Source organism: Flavobacterium sp. Arc2, assembly GCF_041431385.1.
Lineage (GTDB): Bacteria > Bacteroidota > Bacteroidia > Flavobacteriales > Flavobacteriaceae > Flavobacterium.
Genome location: NZ_JASMRH010000008.1, coordinates 165,669 through 189,404, shown reverse-complemented (window position 1 = coordinate 189,404; position 23,736 = coordinate 165,669). Strand labels below are relative to the sequence as shown.

20 protein-coding genes are annotated in these 23,736 nt (G+C 33.6%); 6 read left to right on the top strand and 14 right to left on the bottom strand.

Going from position 1 to position 23,736, the window contains the following annotated elements:
- Positions 1 to 17 precede the first annotated feature (17 nt).
- Both QO182_RS07690 and smpB read right to left on the bottom strand, forming a co-directional pair.
- Complete coding sequence (locus QO182_RS07690; RefSeq protein WP_371560822.1) at positions 18 to 737, bottom strand: helix-turn-helix domain-containing protein; 720 nt, start codon at positions 735 to 737, stop codon at positions 18 to 20.
- 84 nt (positions 738 to 821) lie between these two features.
- Complete coding sequence (gene smpB, locus QO182_RS07685; protein WP_091089906.1) at positions 822 to 1,274, bottom strand: SsrA-binding protein SmpB; 453 nt, start codon at positions 1,272 to 1,274, stop codon at positions 822 to 824.
- A 70-nt stretch (positions 1,275 to 1,344) separates the two neighbouring features.
- On the opposite strand from smpB, the gene QO182_RS07680 reads away from it, so the two are divergent.
- Positions 1,345 to 1,569, top strand: coding sequence for a VF530 family DNA-binding protein (locus QO182_RS07680; protein WP_371543481.1), 225 nt, complete (start codon positions 1,345 to 1,347; stop codon positions 1,567 to 1,569).
- Here QO182_RS07680 and QO182_RS07675 read toward each other — a convergent pair.
- From QO182_RS07675 to QO182_RS07665, 3 genes are all read right to left on the bottom strand, one after another.
- A complete protein-coding gene (locus tag QO182_RS07675; protein WP_371543479.1) occupies positions 1,566 to 2,117 on the bottom strand; it encodes a DUF3575 domain-containing protein in 552 nt (183 codons plus the stop codon). The two genes, QO182_RS07680 and QO182_RS07675, sit on opposite strands and share 4 nt — an antisense overlap.
- Before the next feature lie 113 nt (positions 2,118 to 2,230).
- Entirely contained in the window at positions 2,231 to 2,782 is a 552-nt protein-coding gene (locus tag QO182_RS07670; protein ID WP_371543476.1) for a GNAT family N-acetyltransferase, read from the bottom strand.
- Positions 2,783 to 2,805: 23 nt separating this feature from the next.
- Positions 2,806 to 3,657, bottom strand: a complete 852-nt coding sequence (locus QO182_RS07665; protein ID WP_371543473.1) for an aldose 1-epimerase family protein — start codon at positions 3,655 to 3,657, stop codon at positions 2,806 to 2,808.
- A gap of 185 nt (positions 3,658 to 3,842) precedes the next feature.
- On the opposite strand from QO182_RS07665, the gene QO182_RS07660 reads away from it, so the two are divergent.
- Positions 3,843 to 6,107 carry a M1 family metallopeptidase gene (locus QO182_RS07660; protein WP_371543470.1) on the top strand — a complete coding sequence of 755 codons (2,265 nt, stop codon included), beginning with the start codon at positions 3,843 to 3,845 and terminating at the stop codon, positions 6,105 to 6,107.
- A gap of 88 nt (positions 6,108 to 6,195) precedes the next feature.
- Here QO182_RS07660 and QO182_RS07655 read toward each other — a convergent pair whose 3' ends face one another.
- The 4 genes from QO182_RS07655 to QO182_RS07640 form a co-directional block, all read right to left on the bottom strand.
- Positions 6,196 to 7,236, bottom strand: a complete 1,041-nt coding sequence (locus tag QO182_RS07655; RefSeq protein ID WP_371543467.1) for an agmatine/peptidylarginine deiminase — start codon at positions 7,234 to 7,236, stop codon at positions 6,196 to 6,198.
- Between the two features lie 2 nt (positions 7,237 to 7,238).
- Entirely contained in the window at positions 7,239 to 8,126 is an 888-nt protein-coding gene (locus tag QO182_RS07650; RefSeq protein WP_371543464.1) for a carbon-nitrogen hydrolase, read from the bottom strand.
- A 451-nt stretch (positions 8,127 to 8,577) separates the two neighbouring features.
- Positions 8,578 to 10,314, bottom strand: a complete 1,737-nt coding sequence (locus QO182_RS07645) for a thiamine pyrophosphate-dependent enzyme (RefSeq protein ID WP_371560819.1) — start codon at positions 10,312 to 10,314, stop codon at positions 8,578 to 8,580.
- A 679-nt stretch (positions 10,315 to 10,993) separates the two neighbouring features.
- Positions 10,994 to 11,926, bottom strand: a complete 933-nt coding sequence (locus QO182_RS07640; protein WP_371560817.1) for an NAD-dependent epimerase/dehydratase family protein — start codon at positions 11,924 to 11,926, stop codon at positions 10,994 to 10,996.
- Between the two features lie 189 nt (positions 11,927 to 12,115).
- On the opposite strand from QO182_RS07640, the gene QO182_RS07635 reads away from it, so the two are divergent.
- Complete coding sequence (locus QO182_RS07635) at positions 12,116 to 12,835, top strand: hypothetical protein (RefSeq protein ID WP_371543457.1); 720 nt, start codon at positions 12,116 to 12,118, stop codon at positions 12,833 to 12,835.
- A gap of 146 nt (positions 12,836 to 12,981) precedes the next feature.
- On the opposite strand, the gene QO182_RS07630 is transcribed toward QO182_RS07635, so the two are convergent.
- The 3 genes from QO182_RS07630 to QO182_RS07620 all read right to left on the bottom strand — a co-directional run bounded on the left by QO182_RS07630 (position 12,982) and on the right by QO182_RS07620 (position 16,525).
- Positions 12,982 to 14,760, bottom strand: coding sequence for a CHASE3 domain-containing protein (locus tag QO182_RS07630; protein WP_371560815.1), 1,779 nt, complete (start codon positions 14,758 to 14,760; stop codon positions 12,982 to 12,984).
- Between the two features lie 431 nt (positions 14,761 to 15,191).
- On the bottom strand, positions 15,192 to 15,644 hold the full coding sequence (locus QO182_RS07625; protein ID WP_371543451.1) for a Gmad2 immunoglobulin-like domain-containing protein: 453 nt from the start codon (positions 15,642 to 15,644) through the stop codon (positions 15,192 to 15,194).
- A gap of 83 nt (positions 15,645 to 15,727) precedes the next feature.
- A complete protein-coding gene (locus QO182_RS07620; RefSeq protein WP_371560813.1) occupies positions 15,728 to 16,525 on the bottom strand; it encodes a DUF1853 family protein in 798 nt (265 codons plus the stop codon).
- Positions 16,526 to 17,065: 540 nt separating this feature from the next.
- Here QO182_RS07620 and QO182_RS07615 point away from each other — a divergent pair.
- Positions 17,066 to 17,347: a hypothetical protein gene (locus QO182_RS07615; protein WP_371543446.1), complete on the top strand. Its 282-nt coding sequence runs from the start codon at positions 17,066 to 17,068 to the stop codon at positions 17,345 to 17,347.
- A gap of 311 nt (positions 17,348 to 17,658) precedes the next feature.
- On the opposite strand, the gene QO182_RS07610 is transcribed toward QO182_RS07615, so the two are convergent.
- Both QO182_RS07610 and clpB read right to left on the bottom strand, forming a co-directional pair.
- On the bottom strand, positions 17,659 to 18,618 hold the full coding sequence (locus QO182_RS07610) for a DUF6624 domain-containing protein (RefSeq protein ID WP_371560811.1): 960 nt from the start codon (positions 18,616 to 18,618) through the stop codon (positions 17,659 to 17,661).
- A gap of 308 nt (positions 18,619 to 18,926) precedes the next feature.
- On the bottom strand, positions 18,927 to 21,533 hold the full coding sequence (gene clpB, locus QO182_RS07605; RefSeq protein WP_371560809.1) for an ATP-dependent chaperone ClpB: 2,607 nt from the start codon (positions 21,531 to 21,533) through the stop codon (positions 18,927 to 18,929).
- A gap of 144 nt (positions 21,534 to 21,677) precedes the next feature.
- On the opposite strand from clpB, the gene ytxJ reads away from it, so the two are divergent.
- Positions 21,678 to 22,070, top strand: a complete 393-nt coding sequence (gene ytxJ / locus QO182_RS07600; protein WP_371540659.1) for a bacillithiol system redox-active protein YtxJ — start codon at positions 21,678 to 21,680, stop codon at positions 22,068 to 22,070.
- Positions 22,071 to 22,591: 521 nt separating this feature from the next.
- Positions 22,592 to 23,731 carry an ergothioneine biosynthesis protein EgtB gene (egtB, locus tag QO182_RS07595; RefSeq protein ID WP_371560807.1) on the top strand — a complete coding sequence of 380 codons (1,140 nt, stop codon included), beginning with the start codon at positions 22,592 to 22,594 and terminating at the stop codon, positions 23,729 to 23,731.
- Positions 23,732 to 23,736 lie beyond the last annotated feature (5 nt).

Below are 23,736 nucleotides of genomic sequence, written 5' to 3'. Positions count from 1 at the left end.
ATACAACTTTTCTTGCTTTAATATTCGAAATATACATTATATTTGAAAGAACATAACGGCGGTTTTTTCACAGACTGGCGATAGTGGCCAGCTTCTTTAGGTAGAATTCCTCTTAAAATGATAGTGTGCAAGGAGATGATTTCTTGTTCGCCAAAAGAGGCATTATTTTTAACTCTATTTTTGATAAATTCGATCGCTTCCTGATGATTAATCGCTTCGAGATGTTCTCGCATACTTTTACCAGAGATTGTTTGACCTTCATTAATAACCAAATCAGTTTCTGCTAGTGAAAGTGAATTTCCTTCCATCCAATTGCTAGCATGGGTATATTCTATTTCTAAAGCTTGAGCGATTACACTAGTTTCGGTTGTGGAAAAAGTATTTAGTTTTGCTTTAAATATATCTATTTCATTTAAAAGCTGTTGAAGAACTGTAGAAACTTTATTATTGGAAGGGCTAATATTTAGTTTAAGTTCTTCTTCGGCGGCTCGTAAGGCTTTTAAAGCAAATTCACCTTGTCCAATTTCATGGATAATTTTTTCTTTTAACCAAGAAACCATTATTGTTTCGAAATCAATTTCGAGAAGTGTAGCTAGTTTTGAGACTTGATCTTTTGTTGGTTTCCGGGAGCCACTTTCAAATTTACTTATAAGTGCTTGATCAATTCCTAAAAGTTGAGCTACTTCCCTTGTTTTTAAGTTTTTTAATTCGCGTGCTTCTTTGAGAAGTGTTTTCATTTTTAAGCCAGGATTTAAGTAGTCTTGACAAATTTAGTCATCAATACAGATCATAAAAAAGGGAAAATTATTTCCCTTGTCGATTTAAAATTCTTTCTTGATTCGGGCTAAATCTCGTTTAGTATCTTGTTCTTTTAGTGATTCTCGTTTGTCATAGGTTTTTTTACCTCTGCATAGTCCGATCTCTAATTTAGCCAATCCTTTTTCGTTAGTAAATAACTTTAATGGCACTATAGTAAGTCCTTTAGCTTGAACACTTCGTGCTAAACTTTTTAACTCTCTTTTGTTCAACAATAATTTTCGTTCACTACGTGCTTTGTGATTGAATTGATTTCCAAAAGTATATTCTTCAATATAAGTATTTATGGCAAAAAGTTCTGTACCACTGAACTCGCAAAAGCTTTCAGTAATATTAGCCTTTCCTAAACGGATTGATTTGATTTCAGTTCCCGCCAAAACAATTCCCGCCGTGAATTTCTCGATTATTTCATAATCGTATCGGGCTCTTTTATTAAGTATGTTGATTGATTTTAGCATAGAAGTACAAATGTAGGAACAAATCGATGAATAGGCACTATTTTTTATAAAATTGATTTAAATTTGTGCTATGGAAAAGCAACAGTCAAAAGATCCGCTTCACGGAATCACACTAAAATCGATATTGGAAAAGCTCGTGGATCATTATGGTTTTGATACCTTGGGCGAATTAATAAAAATTAAATGTTTCAATGATAATCCAAGCGTGAAATCTAGTCTTACTTTTTTAAGAAAAACAGATTGGGCTAGGAAAGAAGTTGAAGAATTGTATGTGAAGAATGTAAATAAATTTTAGTTTAATTTATAAGCTATCATGACTCCACCTCTATAGGGTAACCACTCTCCACTTTTATTATAATGCTGCGCTGTTTCATAGCGCTCACCAGTACTTAAAAAATAGCCTTTGTAGAAACCTTGATGCCAGCCTCCTCCTAAAAAACATTCTAAGTAAAATTTTTCGTTTATTTTAGCCTTGTACCCAACTGTAGCACCAAGCATATAACCGTGACCAATTTCATATTTATCAGTTCTTAAATAATTCCATTTCTGAAAATTGTATTTACTCCCTCCGATATTACCACCAACATAAAAACCATTATTTTGTTCCTTAAAATTATATCTAAATTCAGTTGTTAAAGTGTAGAATTGTCTTGGAATACCATTAATAGATTTCCATGGAAGCGCCAATATGTCTACTTGAATAGAAGTTTTTTCTCCTAATTTTGTCTCTATACCTATATTTGGTGCAGTTAGCAAAGTGGTAAAAGCATTAACTTTTACGTAGGTTTGACTTTGAGATTGTACTGCAAAAAGGATGGTTAACAAAAAGAATATTTTTTTCATAGTTAAGGTGTCAAGCAATTATTTAGGGGGCTAATTGGCTTTTTATTAGTAAAAATTGAAGTTAAACACAAATGTAATTGATTTAGCATGTCTAAAAAGTAAAAAACATTATGTTAAGATTTATTTAACAATGAATAGATGATAGAATCTAAAAATTGACCTTCAAAAAATTGATTTTCAATAAAATGTGCTTCTTTAGTAAATCCACTTTTTTGCAATACTTTTTCTGAGCCAGCATTGTCTGGGTCTATCACAGCTTCTATGGTATGAAGCTTCATTATATTAAAGCCATATTCGATTACTTTTTTTAAAGCTTCGGGAATAAATCCTTTTCCATGATAATCTGGATGCAGAATATAACCTACTTCGGCACGGTAATTTTGTGGTTGGATTCGGTAATGACCTATTACTCCAATAAGCTTATCACTGTTTTTTAAAGTAATAGCCCAATTAATTCCTTCGTTTCTATCAATTGTGGCATCAATTGTTGCAATATGCGCTAAAGCGTCTTCAGGAGTTTTTGCGATAGGTCTCGGAATATATTTCATTACTTCTTTGTCTGAACGTAAAGCAAAAATTTCGTTTACATCATTATTGACAACTCTGCGTAGTGATAATCGTTCGGTTTCTAAATTTGGAAATGGATTGAAGTTTATGGATAACATCTTTTTTGGTTGTATTTAGTGAATTATAGAATTTCAATACTGAATGCGGCATTAAAAGTCTGATTTGGTTCTATTATTTGGATACCTTCTTTATCCATTAGATTTCCAGTACTATCAACAGAATCTGAATATCCAAACCACGGTTCGATACAAAGAAACGGCGCATTTATTTTTGTCCAAATTCCCAAATGAGGGAAGCTTGGATAACGCACTCTAATGAATGGCGTCTTATTTCTTAAAATCGTTAAATATTTGGAATGTAACGATTTAAAAATCAATGCATCTTTTTCAAATAATTCATAGTTTAAGGGAACCAAACTATCAGGTGCGCTAAGGACCTTAGTTTTATTAGAAATTAAATCGTTTTCTAACAGATTGTATTCTAAAGGCTCGTCTTTTTCAAATTGCAAACTATAATCTTCAAAATTTCCAGACAAAGCAAAAGCTGGATGTGCACCGATAGAAAAAGGCATTTGTGCTGTACTTTTGTTTACGACTTTATATGAAATAGATAGGCTATTGTCTTCTAATTCATACTTTACTTGGAGTTCGAAGTCAAAAGGATAATTATTTCTGGTGTCTTCTGATGATTGAATTGCAAAAGTGGCGCTATTTTTTTTCTTTTCAATTAATTCAAACTCCATATCTCTAGCAAAACCATGTCTTGATAAAGTGTATGCTGCATCATTATGTTTAAAGGTATTATCTCTTAAAGTACCTACGATTGGAAATAAAATAGGGGAGTGTTTCCCCCAAAAATCGGCATTAGCTTCCCAAATATATTCTATAGAATTGTTTTTTTTTAGTGAACATATTTCGGCACCTAAGTGCTTAATTTGTGCAGTTAAATTAGAGTTTGTTATCGTTGTTATCAAAATGAAAGTCTTATTTCGGATTAATTTTTTTATCGATGTAAATATATTTCTTAATTTTTATTTTATGTAACTAAAACCTAATTATTGTATTATAGTAAGAATTTTATTAATTTTTGACTAAACATTGAATTTAATATAATGATATGATTATTTTTTATTAATTTGGCATTCAAATAATAAAAAACATGAAAAACACTCGTTTCAAGGTCATACTCCATATGGCTCTATTATTGGGAATTTCGTCTATATGGGCACAAGAAGTTCCTGCAACTGCGGCTAATACTAAACAATCTAATTACAATTACCATGATGCTTTTGCACCATTTTTTTATTCAAAAAATGGAACAACAACACGTTCTGCAAGCGGTCAGCCAGGTGCAGAGTATTGGCAGAACAGAGCAGATTATGTTCTTACAGCAAAATTGAATACACAGAATAATGAGATTATTGGTACCGATATAATTACCTATACAAACAATAGTCCTGATGCAATGTCTTTCGTTTGGATGAATGTAGATCAAAATTTATTCAAAGCAGATTCTCGTGGTAACGCAGTTGTGCCTTTAACAGGTAGTCGCAATGGAGCGCAAGGGGAAGTCTTTGACGGAGGTCATAAAATCAAATCGGTTAAAATTGTTAATACTACTAAAGGAAAATCCACTGAAGTAGAAGCTAAATTTTTAATTACAGATACCAGAATGCAAGTTTTTCTTCCGCAAGGGCTAAAAGCAAAAGGAGGAACGGTTAAAATTAAAATCGATTTCTCTTATATTTCTCCTTTGGAAGGTTCAGACCGTACTGGAGTTTTAGACACTAAAAACGGAAAGATATTTACAATTGCTCAGTGGTATCCACGTATGTGTGTTTATGATGATGTAAGAGGTTGGAATACGAATCCGTATTTAGGTGCTTCTGAGTTTTATTTGGAATATGGAGATTTTGATATAAACATTACAGCTCCGGCAAATCACATTGTTGTTTCTTCTGGAGAGTTAGTAAACCCTACGGCTGTTTATAGCGCTGTTGAACAAAGCAGATTTGCACAAGCGAAACAAAGCGATAAAACAGTAATGATTCGTACAGAAGAAGAAGTTGCTGCTTTAGCAAATACGACTACTACAGCTACAAAAACTTGGCATTACAAATTGAAAAACGCTAGAGATTTGTCTTGGGCTTCTTCGGCGGCGTTTATTTTAGATGGTGCTAAAATCAATCTTCCAAGTGGTAAAAAATCATTAGCATTATCAGCTTACCCTGTTGAAAGTGCAGGAAATGAAGCTTGGGGACGTTCAACAGAATTTACTAAGGCTTCTATCGAAAACTACTCTAAAAGATGGTTTGAATACTCTTATCCAGTAGCTACAAATGTGGCGGGAAATGAAGGCGGAATGGAATATCCTGGAATCGTTTTTTGTGGATGGAAATCTAAAGGAGAAGATTTATGGGGAGTTACAGATCATGAATTTGGTCACAACTGGTTTCCTATGATTGTGGGTTCAAATGAACGTTTATTCGCTTGGATGGATGAAGGATTCAATACTTTCATTAATTCATTATCATCAGTAGACTTCAATAATGGGGAATACAAGGCAGAACCGAATGATTTACACCAAAGAGCTGAAACTCTAACGGGTACTGATTTAGAAACTATTATGAGCTCTCCTGATAATATGAAGGAAGCTAATATTGGAGTTTTAGCGTATTACAAGCCAAGTTCAGGCTTAGTTATTTTGCGTGAACAAGTATTAGGACCAGAACGTTTTGATTTGGCTTTCCGCACTTATGTGGAGCGTTGGGCTTTTAAACATCCTACACCAGATGATTTCTTCAGAACTATCGAGAACGTTGCAGGAGAAGATTTAAGTTGGTTTTGGAGAGGTTGGTTTCAATACAATTGGCGTTTTGACCAAGGGGTTAATGCAATCAAATACGTAAAAAATGATCCAAAGCAAGGGGTGGTAATTACCGTTGAGAATTTCGAAAAAATGCCTATGCCTATCATTCTTGATGTGAAAACAAAAAGTGGAAAGGTAGAAAGAGTTAAATTGCCAGTTGAAATCTGGCAGAAAAACACAGAGTGGTCCTTTAAGCATCATTCTACAGAGGAAATTGAAAGCATCACTTTAGACCCAGACCATGTTTTCCCAGATAGTAATGAAGCTAATAATGTATGGACTGCTGCCAAAGGAGTCATTGAAAAAGCTATTATTTTAGATGGCTATTTAGGGACGTTTTCAAGTAAACAAATTCCTTTGAAAATCACTTTTTTTGAAGAAAAAAATACGCTGATGACACAAGCGACAGGGCAATCGCCTTTTCCTTTAGAAATTGCTGGAATTGATAAATTTAAATTTACTCCCGCTGGAGTTGAAATTCAATTCAATGAAGGTAAATCGGAATTCACTCTACATCAGGGAGGGCAAAATTTTATTTTTACAAAAGATAAATAATAGGAGACAAAGTTTCTCATAAAAAAAAACGCCAACTTCATAGTTGGCGTTTTTTTTTGCTTTACATTTAAAAGTAATCACTTAATATTTATTCTGGTATTTGTTGACTCAAACAATGAAGTGTTCCAAATCCCCAAATTAAATCAATAGCACTAATTCCAATGATTTCTCGATCTGGAAAGCATTCTGCAAGGATGTTTAAAGCTACACGATCATTAGCATCATTAAAGGTAGGAACCAAAACACATTGATTCATTATTAGAAAGTTAGCATAACTCGCCGGCAATCTTAAATCTTCAAAATCGATTCGCTTAGGCATCGGTAAAGCCACAACAATAGGCGCTTTTCCGTTTTCTAACTTGGCATTTTGTAAACGTTTTAAATTGTCTTGCAAAGGTTTATAATTAGCATCATTTACATCGGTTTCAATAATTGTTACTATTGTATCTTCGTTGATAAAGCGACATAAATCATCAATGTGCCCATGAGTATCATCTCCTTCAACTCCGTTACCTAACCAAATCACATTAGTAATTCCAAGGTATTCCTTGAAAACCGCTTCGTAATCAGCTTTAGTAAAACCAGGATTTCTAACCTGGATATCAGGATGCATTAAACATTCTTCGGATGTCAATAAAGTCCCTCTTCCATTACTATCAATTGCACCACCTTCTATAATTACTGGTTTTCCTTTATGCATAACTTGCGTAAGCGGAATATCTAGAAAGTTCGCTACTGTAGCCGGAATATGTTTGTCTAATTGATAGTTTTTATATTTTGCCCAACCATTAAAATTAAAATTCAAGGCTTCTCTAGCGTCTCCATTTTTGATTACAATAGGACCAGAATCACGCATCCAACTTCTATTCGTTTTTTGAATAATAAATGAAACATTGTCTAGGTTAACTCTTGCCATTTCTAGCATTTCGCTTACTTTTTCTTTCTGTTTTTCATCGGCAACTACTAAAAATACGGTTTCATAAGTAGCCACTTTTTTAATATATTCAACAAAAGCCCACTGGATAGCTTCGTACTTTCCAGGCCAGTCTTTTCCGTTATGCGGAAAGCAAAGTAAAATACCTTGTTGTTTTTCCCATTCAGCAGGAAACCTTCTTTTATTTTCAGTCATAATTAGTCAATTGCTCTTTTAGTAATATCTCCAAAAGCATCAATTCGTCGGTCTCTAAAAAACGGCCAATTCTGACGGACATTTTCTTGTAAATCTAAATCAACTTCAGCTATTAAAATTTCTTCTTTATCGTGTGAGGCTTGCGCCAAAATTTCACCTTGTGGTCCAGCGATAAAGGAAGCTCCCCAAAACTGTATACCGTCCGTATCAGGTAAATATTGCTCTAAACCAATTCTGTTTGCCGCAGCGACATAAACGCCATTTGCAACCGCATGACCTTTCATGACATTCATCCAGGCGCCATATTGGTTTTCACCATACTGCTCTTTCTCTCCCGGATGCCATCCTATTGCTGTTGGGTAAAACAAGACCTCAGCACCTTTAAGAGCCGTAAGTCTAGCCGCTTCTGGATACCATTGATCCCAGCAAATTAATGTTCCAATTTTTCCTTTTTGTGTTGGAATTGTTTTAAAACCTAAATCACCAGGAGTGAAATAGAATTTTTCGTAGAAATGAGGATCGTCTGGAATGTGCATTTTTCGGTATAAACCTGCTTCTGAACCATCAGTATCAATAATATAGGCACTGTTATGGTAGATTCCAGCCATTCTTTTTTCGAAAAAAGGAACAATGATTACCACGCCTAATTCTTTTGCCAAAGCACTAAAGGCTATAAACGAAGTGCTGTAAAGCGGTTCAGCTAGCGCAAAATTATCAACGTCTTCACTTTGACAGAAATAATGACTACTGTATAATTCCGGTAAAGAGATTACTTCAGCGCCTTGACTTGCAGCGTCGCGAACCCAAATTAAACATTTTTTCAGGTTGTTTTCGGCAACATCGTTAAGATTAAGCTGGATAACTGCTATTTTATATTTTTTATTTGACATTGTATAAATTTTAGAGTGCAAAAATAGTGAATTTTATAAAGATAGAAAATTGGAAAATTAGAAAAGGATGTATTTTCTTTTTATTGCTTTTTTAATTTATTTCTCATGAATCTCAATAACAGCTTGCAGGAGTGCAGTCAAGTAGTTTGGATATTCTTATTGTAATCATTTTATTAGTCTAACGTAACCGTAGCTGTTAGTTTTAGTGATTGTATTTATAATGTCATTTTTGTATACTAATTTAAAAAACAGGTAAAGTCGTTATGAAAAGATAAATTGACCGTTGGATCATGAAAAAAAAATAGAAATCAATTTTTGTTTTAGTATAAAACAGGAAATTGCCTAAAAATACTAATTGGGGTTTTTCACTTATTTGAAATATTCCTTTGATCTAAAAAATAAAAGGGAATAATAGTTTATTTGTGTTTCTATATGCTAGAAAAATCAATTATTACAACACTTCTTTTAAGTGCTTGTAATTTGTTTTTATCATTTCTAACACTTCATCCATGTTTCCACCCAAGATCATTTTGCTCATTGATAAAGCATAGCCTTTCATTTGTTCGAACTCCATTTTTGGCGGCATTGCTAATGCTTGTGGGTTTGTAAATACATTAACTAAAACAGGTCCATCATGAATAAAGGCATCCTCTAATGCTTTTTTTACTGCATCAGGATGGTTCACAGTGATTCCTTTGAAACCCATAGCTTGTGCTACCAATTCAAAATCTGGATTTACCATATATGTTTCATTATTGGGCAAGCCTTCTACCTGCATTTCTAATTGTACCATTCCCAAAGAACGGTTATTAAATACAACTAGTTTTATAGGTAGATTGTATTGTTTGATAGTGGCGAGATCGCCTAATAACATAGAAATACCTCCATCTCCACAAAAAGCAATGACTTGTCTGTCAGGATAGGCTAATTGTGCTCCTATAGCCATTGGCATGGCATTGGCCATAGAACCATGATTGAAAGAACCTAACATCTTGCGTTTTCCAGTGCCGTGAATGTATCGTGCTCCCCAAACGCAGCACATACCTGTGTCTACGGTAAAAATAGTATCGTCATTTGCCATATCGTTAATGGTGGATGCTACAAATTCTGGACTTATATGATTTTCTGACCCGGAATCTTCTACATAGATGTTCAGGTTTTCTTTTACTTTTGCGTATAATTCTAATTGCGCATTTAAGAAACTATCATCTTCTTTTTCTTTGATTAGTGGTAATAATGCGGCAATCGTATCCGTTATTTTTCCGGTTAAACCCATTTCTAATTTTGCGCGTCTACCTAATCTTTCTGGTTTTTCATCAACTTGAACAAGTTTGTTCGTTACGGGCATAAAATGTTCGTAAGGAAAATCCGTTCCCAGTAATAGTACAACATCAGATTCGTGCATCGCGTGATACGCAGATGGAACACCGAGCAAACCTGTCATACCCACTTCATAAGGATTATTGTGTTGCATTCCCATTTTTCCTCTAAAAGAATAGCCAATAGGAGCTTTTAGTAGTGCAGCCAGTTTTATAATATCATCATGAGCTTCTCTAGCGCCAATACCACAGTAAATAGAAATTTTGGGATGTTTGTTAACGAGATCTGCTAATTTTTGTATTTCGTTGTCCGATGGTCTAAAAACGGTTTCACTATGATAATTATACATTGAAGTAGCACTTTCTATGGCAGGCATAGCAGATACATCACCAGGTAAACCAAAGACAGCAACTCCCTTTTTGTGAATAGCATTTTGGATTGCCGTTTGTAGCATTCGTGGCACTTGAGTGGGTGTAGTCGCTATTTGGTTGTACACACTACAATCATCAAATAATTTATAAGTATTAGTTGATTGGAAATAATCAACTCCAAATTCAGGCGTATTAATCGTTGACGCAATGGCGATAATTGGAACACCTGAACGGTTAGCGTCATACAAACCATTTATTAAATGTATATGCCCTGGTCCGCTGCTTCCTGCACAACAAGCTAGTCCATCTAATTCTCCTTCTGCCGCTGCCGCATAGGCGCCAACTTCTTCATGGCGAACGTGAATCCATTTAATTTTTCCATTTCTTCGAACGGCGTCATTTAACTCGTTTAGACTATCACCAGTGATAGCATATATTCTTTTTACATTATTACTAATCAACATCTCTACGATTTGGTCTGCTACTTTTTTTGACATATTTATTGTTTTTTGAAAAGTGTTGGTAAACGCTCTTCTGAATTAATGCCTTATAAATTATAGGGCTTGGTAAAATTTATTTCCGTCTATAAAAAATGATGGAGTGCCATTGACATTGCTAAGAATGGTATATTCAAAACCAAGATGGTTTTTTTATGGTTTGCCGTAAATCCCTTGTAGTTACTACTCAATATTAGCTATTCAATCAGTATTGATCGGTTTTGCTCTATTAGCGTTTTTTTGTTTTAGCTAAGATAGTCATAAACTATAATAAATTAATGTGAAAAATTGCCAGTTAATGTTAAGGATATCTTTATTGAAATAATTTTGGTTGGAGTAATTATGAAGACGATTGATTATTGGAATGCGGGCTACTCTTAAAGCTAACTAATATATTCGTAAATGATTATGAAAATAGTATTTGTTCCAAAGAGGTAAAACTCCATTTCAGAATCACAAGAATGTCCATTTTTTCTCTTTAAAAAGACACGAACCCTAAGAATATTTAAGTTTTGTTTAACAAAGGACCACAAAGAAATCTTATACTTAGGAAGATTCGTAAATAAGTAAAAGCAAATGTAGTGCGTGAAAAGTCGGGATACATTTGCTCAGTTTACTTAGTGTAATTATAGTGTAGTGTTAAAGATTCGAAAATATACTTTGTTTTGCCTTTTGTTATTTAGGTTATCTTAAAGTCGTTAATTATTGTTTTAATTCCTTCTGAGTATGTCGTTACTTTAAAATTTGGGAATCTAGTTTTGAATTTTGAAGAATCAAAGATATTATCAATCGCATAACGAGGCAGTAATTCCTGAGTTTCTTTAAGGTTATGGTCAAAGAAGGAACCTATTTTTAGGACAAATTTACTGAGTACTTTGTATTGTATTTCTCGTCCTAATTGGCGTCCGATTTCGGCAATAAATTGCTTGTAGGTTAATCTATTGTCGTCACAAGGTAAATGCCAGGTTTGCCCATAGGTATCAGCTGTATTACCAATTAACGCCATCGCTTTACTGGCATCAGGAGTAAAGATTAGTGTTCGTAGTACAGAATCTTTTAGGAATACCTTAGGTTCTTTTCCATTTTTAAGATTTTCGAAAATCAAACTATTAGTAAGACCTTTCGTTTTACCAGGACCATAGAACTCAGGTGCTCTGCAAATTACTGCTTCGATTTCTTTGTTTGCTATCGCTTTTAATAGTAATTCGGCAGCCAGTTTCTTTCCTTTTCCTTTTTTTCCTTCAGAACTAAAAGGCGTTTCTTCAGTTTGGATTTTGCTACCTTGGGGATAAGCGTAGGTATTATCAAAGTAAACGAGTTTGCAGCGGTTCTTTTTACAGGCGGCGATTGTGTTTTGCATAACAATTAACCAATCCGTAAGCCATATTTCAGAATCGTAGGGAAGGCCCACTGTTAGATAGGCAATCTCAGTATTTTCAAGTGCTAAAATGACATTTTCTGGATCGAGTAGGTTTGCTTTAAAAAGAAGATCTTCTGGATGTACTTTTTGGGGGTTGCGTCCCACTAATCTAATTTGGTCACTATAATTTTTACGTAATTCATGTGCTAATTCTTCACCTATTATTCCGTTAGCTCCTAATATTGTTTGCATTTTATATTTTTTTTTTGTCGCTTGTTTCTAAGAGTGCTAAGGTAAGAATAATATGCACGGTATATTTCGATATGGAAAGCAACAATAAGTAATAGTAATGAAGATATAAGTATATATAATGAGACTTAAATTTAAAAGATAAGAAAAAGCGACTATTTTTGTTTCTTAGAATCAATCAAATACATGATTATGAAAACTATTTTTAAAGCAGCTCTAATTGTCATCACATTAACTTTTAGCAGCAGCTCAATATTGGCTCAATCGAAGGATAAAAAAGCGGATGCAATCGTAAAAGAAATGCTAACTGCTATGGGCGGAGAGAATAATTACAATAACACTCATTTTATCGAATGGGATTTTGTGAACAGAAAACTCATTTGGGATAAATGGACGGGAGATGTTCGAGTAGAGAACCCAACAGCAAATCAAGTGATTTTAGTAAATATCAACACGTTAAAAGGGAAGGTATACGAGAATGGTATATTAGTAAAAGACGAAACTAAGGCGAACGGTTTGCTTGAAAAAGGGAAGAATTGGTGGATTAATGATTCGTATTGGCTTGTGATGCCTTGGAAATTACAAGATCCTGGAGTGCACCTTACTTATGTTAAGACAGACAAATTACCAAATGGTAAAACGGCAGATATCTTGCAACTTACTTTTAGTGCTGTAGGCGTAACTCCCGAAAATAAATACTGGCTGTATGTCGATAAAGAAAATCACTTAATACAGCAATGGGCGTATTATAAAAATTTTAATGATGCTGAGCCAAAGTTCTTGAAGCCATGGAATAACTATCAAAAAGCGGGTAACATCTTGCTTTCTTTTGACAGACCTAATGAAGATGTCGGTCCAAAAAATGTAATAGTTAAAACTAATCTGGATGCTTCTATTTTTACGGAACTTTAAAAAGTAAGTATTTTTATTTACATTTCGATTATAAAAAAACCAGTCTCTATTTAGACTGGTTTTTTATTGTTAAAGATTAGAATCTTTAGCTATTTCAGGACAAGACATTGGGGAAAACAATGCTTTCGCAAGCTTATATAATAAGTCTAACGTTCCACTAATTCAATAATTTTAGAATATAAAACTCTTTCGTCAAGTGGTTTTGAAATATAATCATTCATACCTATTTCTTTGCATTTTTCAACATCAACTGTTGTTACATCTGCTGTTAAAGCAATGATTGGAATTTTTGACTTCATTGTGTTGCGAATATATTCTGTAGCTTCAAATCCGTTCATTTCGGGCATCTGCAAGTCCATCAAAATAATATCGTAAGATTCTGTTTGTAGTTTCTCAATAGCAATTTTTCCATTGTCAGCAATATCATATTTGAAGTTGAAATCGTCCAAAATTATTTTCATTAATAATTGATTTAGTTTAATATCTTCAACCAATAGTACTTTTATAACCTTGATTTCATCATCCAATTCTAAGTCTATAGTTTCTGATTTAATTGCTGCATTGGTTTTTTTAAAGGTTAAAGTGAAACTGAACGTTGCTCCTTCGTTAATTTTACTTTTTACCGAAATAGTTCCTCCTTGTTTTTCCACTAATTGTTTACAGATGCCAAGTCCTAATCCTGTTCCTCCAAATACTCTAGAAGATGAACTTGTTGCTTGTTGAAAGTTTTCAAAAATGTATTCTAATTCATCTTCTGCTATTCCTATTCCTGTGTCGGTAATTGCAAACTCAATGGTTACTTTCTCTTCATCTTCATTCAACAAACGAACAGCTATGGTAATTTTTCCTTTTGATGTAAACTTTAGAGCATTACCCAAAAGGTTTAAAAGAATTTGGTGTAGACGTACTTTATCACCTATTAACACTTCTGGAATTTTCTTGTCATATTCTTTAACTAACTCTAAATTCTTTTCCTTAATTTTTAAATCAAATACCTGAATCATGCTTGATATTGAAGATTCCACTTTAAAAGGTATTTGTTCAAATGTCATTTTACCTGCATCTACTTTTGCTAAATCCAGTATATCATTAATGAGTATGATTAATCCATCGCTACTGGTTTTTATAGCATCCAAATATTCTTTTTGCTTAGGTGCTAAATCTGTTTTTAACATAATCTTTGTAAATCCAAGAATCGCATTCATTGGTGTGCGGATTTCATGACTCATATTGGCTAAAAATTGTTGTTTGGAAGATAATGCTACGGTTAATACTTCTTCCGATTTCAGGAGATGTTTTTTCAGTTTTAAGGATTTGTTATTAATAATCATTAAAAAAGTTGCGATTAATATGGAGATAATGCCTCCTAAAATAACGTAAAGTTGGGCAAGGAAATAACTGTCAACGGCAATTTTATTTTTATCAATTAATGATCGTTCTTCTAATTTATCCATGTTATAGGAGAGTTTTCTAATGTCGTCCATTATTCGTTTTCCTCTCTGTGTTGAAATAATTTCGATTGCTGCACTTAATCCAATCTGCTCCCTGACATTAATAATTTCGACACTTGATGCAATTTTTAAATCAATAAGTTGTTTAAGCGAATCCAGTTTTACTATTTGAATCGGGTTATCTTTAACCAAATTCTGCAAATGCAAAATGTTTTTTTTAATTTTTGGCTTAGCCAAAGCATTAGGTTCTATATAAGCTTTATTCCCTGTCAAGGCAAAACCTCTTGCACCAGTTTCAATATCTTTTAACAATGAAAGATTGTTAGCCAAACCCATCTGCACCTCGTAAGTATGAATAACCTTGTTAGAATTATTATTTAACTCATAAATATTCTTTAACGAGAATACTACGATCAAAATTAAAATAGTAAATATGATGACGGAAATAAAGAAACTGTCTTTTGTAATTTTCATTTTGTATTAGAGTTTGTCATCTTTACTTAATGGCACAAAGCTTGATGTTAGCACTGTCTCAATAGTGTAGGACTCAACTTCCCGCGCCTTCGAGAGGCAACAGAGTTTTTCTACTGAACGAAGATAAGTAATAAATTGGTAATTCCACTAAACCCCGCAATCTTACCAAACGGCTCTTATATGAACCCCATTATTTTTAATTCTACTTCAATTGTAGAATTATCTAAAATTAAAATTATTTTTGACTTTTAGTTAATTCTGGATAGTTGAGTTTAGAAGTTCGTAAAACCTTGGAATAACTATCAAAAAGCGGGTAATATCTTGCTTTCTTTTAAGGTTAGCTTTGTATTGGTAAAGATTATAGTCTTTGCATATTTTAGAAGAAGACAGATGCTTGCGACAGAATGGAATTACCAGAGATCCTTGCGCCGTCAATTGAGAGGTATTGGTAATTCATGGTTGCGGATACCGTCTTTTGCGCTTACTTCAAATAGAATAAGAGTTAACGTTGAAAACTCCTCTTTTTTCTCAATATCAAATGTAAAGTCAAAGTTACCCCATTTTGGTGCGCCAGCGTCGGTGGTTGTAAAACCGCTTTTCAATTCGTTATGTCCATCCTCAATTACCCAATTAATGTTTGCTTCCCAAACTTGAGCTTGTCCTTGTATACGGAACTTATTATCATTTATCTTTTCTACCGTTACTTGGCGAAAATTTTCATTTGAAAATGCTGTAGCTATTTGTTTTTTTTGCTCAATGGACTTCATTACTTGAACTGTATCAACAGAAGTCGAGGTAGCGTTGCTTTTAGTTTCGTCGCTTTTTTGTTTGTTGCATGCAAATACTAGTAGTGCCAGTAAACAGATTGTTAGTTTTATCTTCATAGTTTTTATATTTTTAGAAGGCCTTTCTTTAATTCCCTACAGTAGTCAGTTCTGCTTTTTTTTAATGATCATAAATAAACCTGCTACCACCACACAATAAAAAATTCTAAATAGGAATCTTTGTGTTTTTGCCAACACAATGGCGCTTGTTTCTCTTTAATACTTGTGTGAATATATTTTTTTATTTCATTAAAGTGGTTCCAAATTTCGTTTTCTGATGGATCCATTCCCCATTCCTTTTTTGAAGGGATATAATAGGTTTTTTCGGGATTATCCAAGCTAATAAATGATTCAAGGTTTACATAGTAGCCTTTTATGGCTTTTTCATATATAGGGCTAAAAGTTTCTTTGTATTGATAAGGAATAAATAAGGAAACTAATAAACAGATTGCTTGAGAAATCGTGTCGATTGCTAAAGTATCAAACGATGATTTAGTACAATTATGGTAAAGTAAAGGAAACTGTTTTGTTTTTAATTTTTCTAATTTCTCTTTCAAAGAATCATTTCTATTTGGACCAATCCAATTATTTATTGGTTCCGCAGAAATACTTGGGTCAAACAGATAAAACTTATAAGCCAATTCCAAATGGATTAACTTTTCTGTATTTTCATCTTCAATAATAAAATCAATTTCGCCTATAGTTTTTTTATCTTCAATTATCTGTATATTTTCATATCGCACTTTGTAGTTAGTTGATGATTTAATTAATTCAGAAACAATTTTTTCTACTAAATGTCCCAATCTCACGTTGGTTGGTAGTTGAAATTCCAGATCAGTTGTCCCGTTTAAGGATGATAAATCAAAAGTTTGTATCCCAGTAATAGAAGAGTCCAGACTACTCGCTTTTAGTATTGATGTTATCCTTGACTTCGTTTTCATTTTATAGTAGGTATTAGTGTAGTTTGTTTCACAAAGAGATAAAAAGGAAACGGAGAAACTTGCAGTTTTTTAAAAGATACAAGTTTTTTGCTTTTTATATCGTTTTAATAAGAGAAGACCATATAAGATTTTTGTTTCACAAAGATACATAGAGCAAATTCAGAGATTTGCTAAAAAACACAAAAAGAATTTCTTCAAACTTCGTCATTGTGAGTAACCAAGTAATTATGCTTAGAACATTTTGCATAAACGTATCAAATTATATGCTAAAGTAGGACCTGGCACAAATTCAGAAGGGACTAGAATAGCTACATTAATTCAGTACAAATAGCTATTCCATTTTTCTTGGTCTTGCTCGTTTGAATTAAAAGCTAAAAAGTAAAGAAGCCAAGATATAAAAGTAATTAAAGGTTTGTTAAATTAATAATAACACAAGTTAGCAAGAAGTAAAATGTATTTATATTTGTTATACTATCGCCATATAAATGTAGATAGTGTACTAAAGCAATGGAGCTATTTATTAATACAAATTAAATAATTATGACTATAAATTTTGAGATCATCGAGAAAGAAAAGATAGAAACTTTAAAATTTCCACATACTGAAGTCTTAGAAGACGATATGGCTATTAGCCAAAGAAAAAATGAATTAGAACGCGCTCTTTCCTTAGGGAATTTAGAACATTCAAAAATTCAAATTTTCTTTGAAGATGATTTGTCACAAAAAATGGTCGAAACCACAGTTTGGGCATTAACGGATGAAAGTGTTGTGTTAAAAAAAGGAGTAGGAATCCCAATTAATAGAATTTTAAAAATCGCCTAAAATTGAATCTCCTGCAAAGATGCCTCTGTAAAGGTTTTCTGCAACGTTTGTCATTTAGACAAAGCAGAAATCTTCGCATAAACGATATAGGAGTTCTTGTATCAAAAAGATAAACAGAGGCTGCATCGAGATGAGCTAAGAATTACAAAGAATTATTGCAAGGATTGAAGCAATAAAACTAAGAGTATTTTTTACAAACGTATCTAATTATATTCTAGAATAGGAGAGATTACAGAGTCAGGAGTTATTTATGAAGCTGGTAAAGCATCTATACAAGAACCTTACTAAAGGATTCTTGCATAGTGAATGATCTAATTTTTCTGCTTACTCATTTTTTCAATTTCAGGTAAATCTTTTTTATACTGATCTATGTCCCAAACAATATTCCAAAATTTAACATAATCAGACAAAGGATCTAGACCAACTTCTGCTCTTCTTTTATCTACATTGTCAGGATCTTCTAAAGGAAGTACATATTGAGTTTTTGTTACAGGATTTGTTCCTACTTGACTACCGTAAATTTGTTTTCTACCTTCTCTTAATGCAACTCTATCTTCTAACAATGCTAACGAATCAGAATTTGCATTTCCTTTTTTCACGGCTTCTCTCATCATTGGTAAATACCTTTGTTGGATTTTTAAATTTGAATGCTGAATTACAAGAAATACTGTTTGGTTTGCTTGTTGACCAACGACATCTTTCCCAGCCCAACCTTTTTCATCCAATATTTTTACGATTCTCTTTAAGTTCAAACTGTCTTTTAGAACCATAATTTTTCCTAAGCTATCCATTTCTTTCCCTTGGTAGCCGTATTTTTTTTGTGCAGAAAAATACTGATTTCTTATTTCTTGGTCTTCTTTTAATATCTCAAGTAATTCCTTTTGTAATGGCTTATCGTATTTTGCTTCCACTAATTCTGTCTTTTTTTGAAGATCTGAAATAATTTTGTTGAATTTTTTCTCATTTCGGACATTATCTAAATCAGAATCTGTGTTGATATGATTTAAATTATCGAATCCATTATTTATTGCGATTTCCAACCATTTTAATGAATTCTTTTTGTCATTTGCTAGCGATGCAGCGCAAGCTGCATTGTAAAAATTTTCTTTTAACTCAGGTTTAGTCTTAAATGCTTTTTCAAAAAAGGCTGTTGAGATTGTATAATTTTTCACTTCATATGAAGAATCTGCTTTTTTTATTAAATCGCCGTATTTCTGTCCGTAAGAAGTTAAAATCGTTGCAAATAATGCTAAAAAAGTTATTTTTTTCATGTTTTCTATTTGTTTTAAGACCGTAGTACGCAACTTGCATATAACATCAAATATATAATTCTTTTTTTATCTTTTTTTTTTCTTATTAATTACTCTTTTTGGTATTGAAGTGCAATTCACCTTATATGTAGCCCTGATAGCAACGGTATCCTTTATGTCCTCGTTCTTAAAACGAGGGTATAAAGATAAGGATAGCAGGAGGGATGGTGTTTTTAAAAGGACTACTTCTGCTCCTTAAAATCAGCATAAAAAAACACCAGCCTTTCGACTGGTGTTTTATACTACAAAAAAATATAACAAATAATAAATTATTCTACTAGCTCCGTTTGGTTTCTAAAAACCAATTCTCCGTTGAAAGCATCGAGCAGTATGATACTGTCCGTAGCGATTTTTCCAGCTAGAATTTCTTTAGAGAGGCTGTTTAATACGTCTCTTTGAATCACACGTTTCACTGGTCTGGCACCAAATTGCGGATCATAACCTTTCTCGGCTAGATACGCAATAGCATCAGGAGTAGCATCCATAGTGATTCCTTGCAGTGCAAGCATTTTAGTCACACTTTTAAGTTGCAAGCTAACAATTTTAGTGATATTAGCACTAGTCAATGGCGTAAACATCACGATTTCATCGATACGATTAATAAATTCTGGACGAACGGTTTGTTTCAATAAAACCAGAACTTCCGTTTTTGCGACCTCTGTGGCTTCTTCCATGCTGCCTTTTAAATTTTCAAATTTTTCCTGAATGATCTGGCTTCCCATATTAGAAGTCATGATGATAATGGTGTTTTTAAAATCGGCTAGACGTCCTTTATTGTCGGTTAATCGACCTTCATCTAGTACTTGTAACAAGATGTTAAACGTATCGGGATGTGCTTTTTCTATTTCATCTAATAATATTACAGAGTAGGGTTTTCTACGTACCGCCTCCGTTAACTGACCGCCTTCGTCATAGCCTACATATCCTGGAGGTGCACCCACTAAACGGCTCACACTATGGCGTTCCTGGTATTCACTCATATCGATACGGGTCATGGCATTTTCATCATCAAACAGGTATTCTGCTAATGCTTTTGCCAATTCGGTTTTACCAACACCAGTTGTTCCAAGGAATAAAAAGGTACCCACGGGTTTTTTCATGTCTTGTAATCCGGCACGGCTTCTACGTACGGCATCACTTACGGCTTCAATCGCTTCTTCCTGACCTACGACACGCTGGTGTAATTCTTGTTCCAGATGCAAGAGCTTTTCACGTTCTCCTTGTAGCATTTTCATCACTGGAATTCCAGTCCATTTAGCCACCACTTCGGCAATATCTTCGCGCGTCACTTCTTCTTTTATTAGAGAGCTTCCACCGGCCTGGTTTTCGACTAGTTCTTTTTGTAAAACATCGAGACGCTCTTGTGCTTCTTTAATTTTACCGTAACGAATTTCGGCTACTTTACCATAATCTCCTTCGCGCTCTGCTCTTTCGGCCTCGTATTTATAATCTTCAATTTCTGTTTTTATCGCTTGAATACTATCGACAACATCTTTCTCTGATTTCCATTTGGCATAAATTTCATTTCGCTCTTCTTTTAGATTGGCTAAATCCATTCCTAAAATCTTGAGTTTACTTTCGTCTTTTTCTCTCTTAATGGCTTCAATTTCGATTTCGAGCTGCATTACTTTTCTATCCAAAACATCTAGTTCTTCTGGTTTTGAATTGATTTCCATACGTATTTTTGAAGCGGCTTCATCCATTAAGTCAATGGCTTTGTCTGGAAGAAAACGGTTCGTAATGTAGCGTTGCGATAATTCGACAGCAGCGATAATTGCCTCATCTTTTATCTGTACTTTATGGTGTGTTTCATATTTCTCCTTGATACCACGCAGGATTGAAATCGCACTTTCAGTATCTGGTTCTTCGATAATTATTTTCTGGAAACGTCTTTCGAGCGCTTTGTCTTTTTCAAAATATTTTTGGTATTCATCCAATGTGGTTGCACCAATAGCGCGGAGTTCTCCACGTGCTAATGCTGGTTTTAAAATATTTGCCGCATCCATCGCACCTTCGCCACCTCCAGCGCCTACGAGTGTATGAATCTCGTCAATGAATAAAACAATATCTCCTTCGGCAGCGGTTACTTCTTTTACGACTGCTTTTAAACGTTCTTCAAATTCTCCCTTGTATTTAGCTCCTGCAATTAAGGCCCCCATATCTAGTGAGAATACGATTTTGTCTTTCAGGTTGTCTGGAACATCACCATCCACAATTCTATGTGCTAAACCTTCGGCAATAGCGGTTTTACCTACGCCGGGCTCTCCCACAAGCATCGGGTTGTTTTTAGTACGCCGGGTTAATATTTGCAATACTCTTCTAATCTCTTCGTCACGACCAATTACTGGATCTAATTTCCCTGCTTTGGCTAGTTCGTTAAGATTTTTAGCGTATTTATTTAATGAATTATACGTTTCTTCGGCAGAAGCCGAAGTCACTCTTTCTCCTTTTCGCAGTTCGTCAATCGCTGCTTTCAATCCTTTTTCGGTTACGCCTTGGTCTTTTAATATTTGGGCAACCTTACTTTTAGAATTAAAAATCGCAAGAATTAAATGTTCGATTGAAACGAATTCATCGTTCATTTTCTTGGCAATGCTCTCTGCTTCATTCAAAGAAGAATTTGCTGTTCTAGATAACATTACTTCGCCTCCTGTTACCTTAGGGAAACTCTGAATCGTGCTGTCTAAAATTTGGATAAATAGCGGCACATTTACATTTAACTTTTTCAAAATAAAAGGTGTCACATTTTCGTCCACTTCAAGCATGGATTTGAATAAATGTTCATTTTCTATTTGTTGTTGACCAAAGCCTTCAGCTAGCTGTTGTGAATGCTGGATAGCCTCCTGTGATTTAATAGTAAATTTATTTATGTTCATGGTTTTATATTTTTGGAGTTATTTTGGTAACTTTACAACTTGATAGTCAATTTATATTCCATTACAATAGTACAGACAAAATGGCGTTAAAAACATGATTTTTATCATATAACCAAGTCAAAATGACTTAATTACAGACAAAATATGAGTTTTTTTAAAAATATCTTTAGTAGTTCCTCAGAGGAACAAAATGATTCTAGACCTAAAATGAACTGGAATGCTTTAACTGATTTGGAGCAGCTTAATGAGATTATTTCTCTTTCTAATGAAAAGCCAGTCGTTATTTTCAAACACAGCACACGCTGTAGTATTAGTAGGATGGCTTTGAAGCAATTTGAAAATGAGTTTGATCTCTCAGATAAAGTTACACCTTATTTTTTAGATTTAATAGCATACCGCGATATTTCTAATGGAATAGCAAGTCGTTTTGGTGTTATGCATCAATCGCCTCAATTGCTTTTGATTAAGAACGGAAAATCAGTTTATGATGTTTCTCATAGCGATATTGATGCTGAAGCTTTAAAGGGTAAAGTATAGTTCTTAAAAAGAATAGAAAGTAAGCCGCGAATTCATTCCTTATTAATTTAAGTAGTGAATTCGTGGCTTTTTATTTTAAATACTTCTAAGAGTACACAAAGTAGAATTGAAAACCAATAAAAAAGCTCGCTTGAAATTTTCGAATATGTAGTTTGCTAGATTAAAACCGCAATGAATTACATCTGTTTTTTAATTTTAAAAACCCCTTTTTACAAGGTTTTCTTGTGGTTAGAGGTATTCCTCTGCTTCAATATGTTTTACTGCTATTTGTAATTGACTTTAAAAGACTGATTAAATCTTTAGAAGCAATAAATTATTCAAACGCATTAGTCTTCATTGTTTATTATACTAAAATTGGTGGTTACAAAAATCGTAAAAACAAGTTTTGCTAGTTTTTACACCGTTGGCAATTCTGGGTTCGATATAGTAATTTTATAAAAGATACCTTTTCAAATGAAATTTTAAGAAAAGTTATTTCCGTATCTTACATGCTGTTTAATTAATATAGAATCAAATACTTTATGATTGATCGTTTTTTAAAAGTTAGAGAAAATTCAGAACAGCTGTGTAAACCTTTGATTACCGAAGATTATTCGGTTCAAGCGAGTGAATTTGTATCTCCTCCAAAGTGGCATTTAGCACATACTACTTGGTTTTGGGAAGAATTTGTATTGACAAAATATGCTACAGCTTACACTGTATACGATGAGGATTTTTCGTTTTTGTTCAACAGTTACTATAATAATGTGGGTACGCGTGTTTTACGTCCTTCGAGAGGTTTGATGACGAGGCCCTCTGTTAACGAAGTTTATAAGTATAGAAAATATGTCACTGATGCTATGGTAGCATTTTTAAATACAAACCTAAATGAGGAAATCTTAGCTATTATTGAAATAGGTCTTAATCATGAGGAGCAGCATCAAGAATTATTAGTCTACGACATTAAATATATCTTAGGGAATCAACCCACATTTCCTGTATATGAAAATAGTTTTAAAACTAAAGCAGAAACGCAAGAAGAGAATTTCATCAAAATTAAAGCGGGACTCTACGAAATAGGACATCAAGAAAGTACTTTTTGTTTTGATAATGAATTAGGAAAACACAAAGTATATGTAGGTGATTTTGAAATTAGCAATAAACTAGTTGCAAATAGAGACTATTTAGAATTTGTTATGACTGGAGGATATCAAGATTTTAATTTTTGGCATGATGAAGGATGGAGCTGGGTAAACACAAATAAAATTGAAGCACCATTATATTGGTACAAAATAGATAATGAGTGGTGGAATTATACCTTGAACGGTTTAGATAAAGTGGCTCTTGATTTACCCGTAATGCATATTAGTTTCTATGAAGCGTTTGCATATAGCCAATGGAAAGGCTGCCGCTTGCCTACTGAATTTGAGTGGGAAATAGCGAGTGATCAATTGCAATGGGGACAACTCTGGGAATGGACAAATAGTGCCTACCTTGCTTATCCGGGGTTTAATAAATCTCCTGGAGCGTTAGGAGAATACAACGGCAAGTTCATGATTAATCAAATGATTCTTAGAGGTGGCTCAGTTGCAACTCCAGAAGGACACAGCCGAAAAACGTACCGTAATTTTTTTCACCCGAATATGCGTTGGCAATTCAACGGAATCAGATTAGCGAAATAATTTAA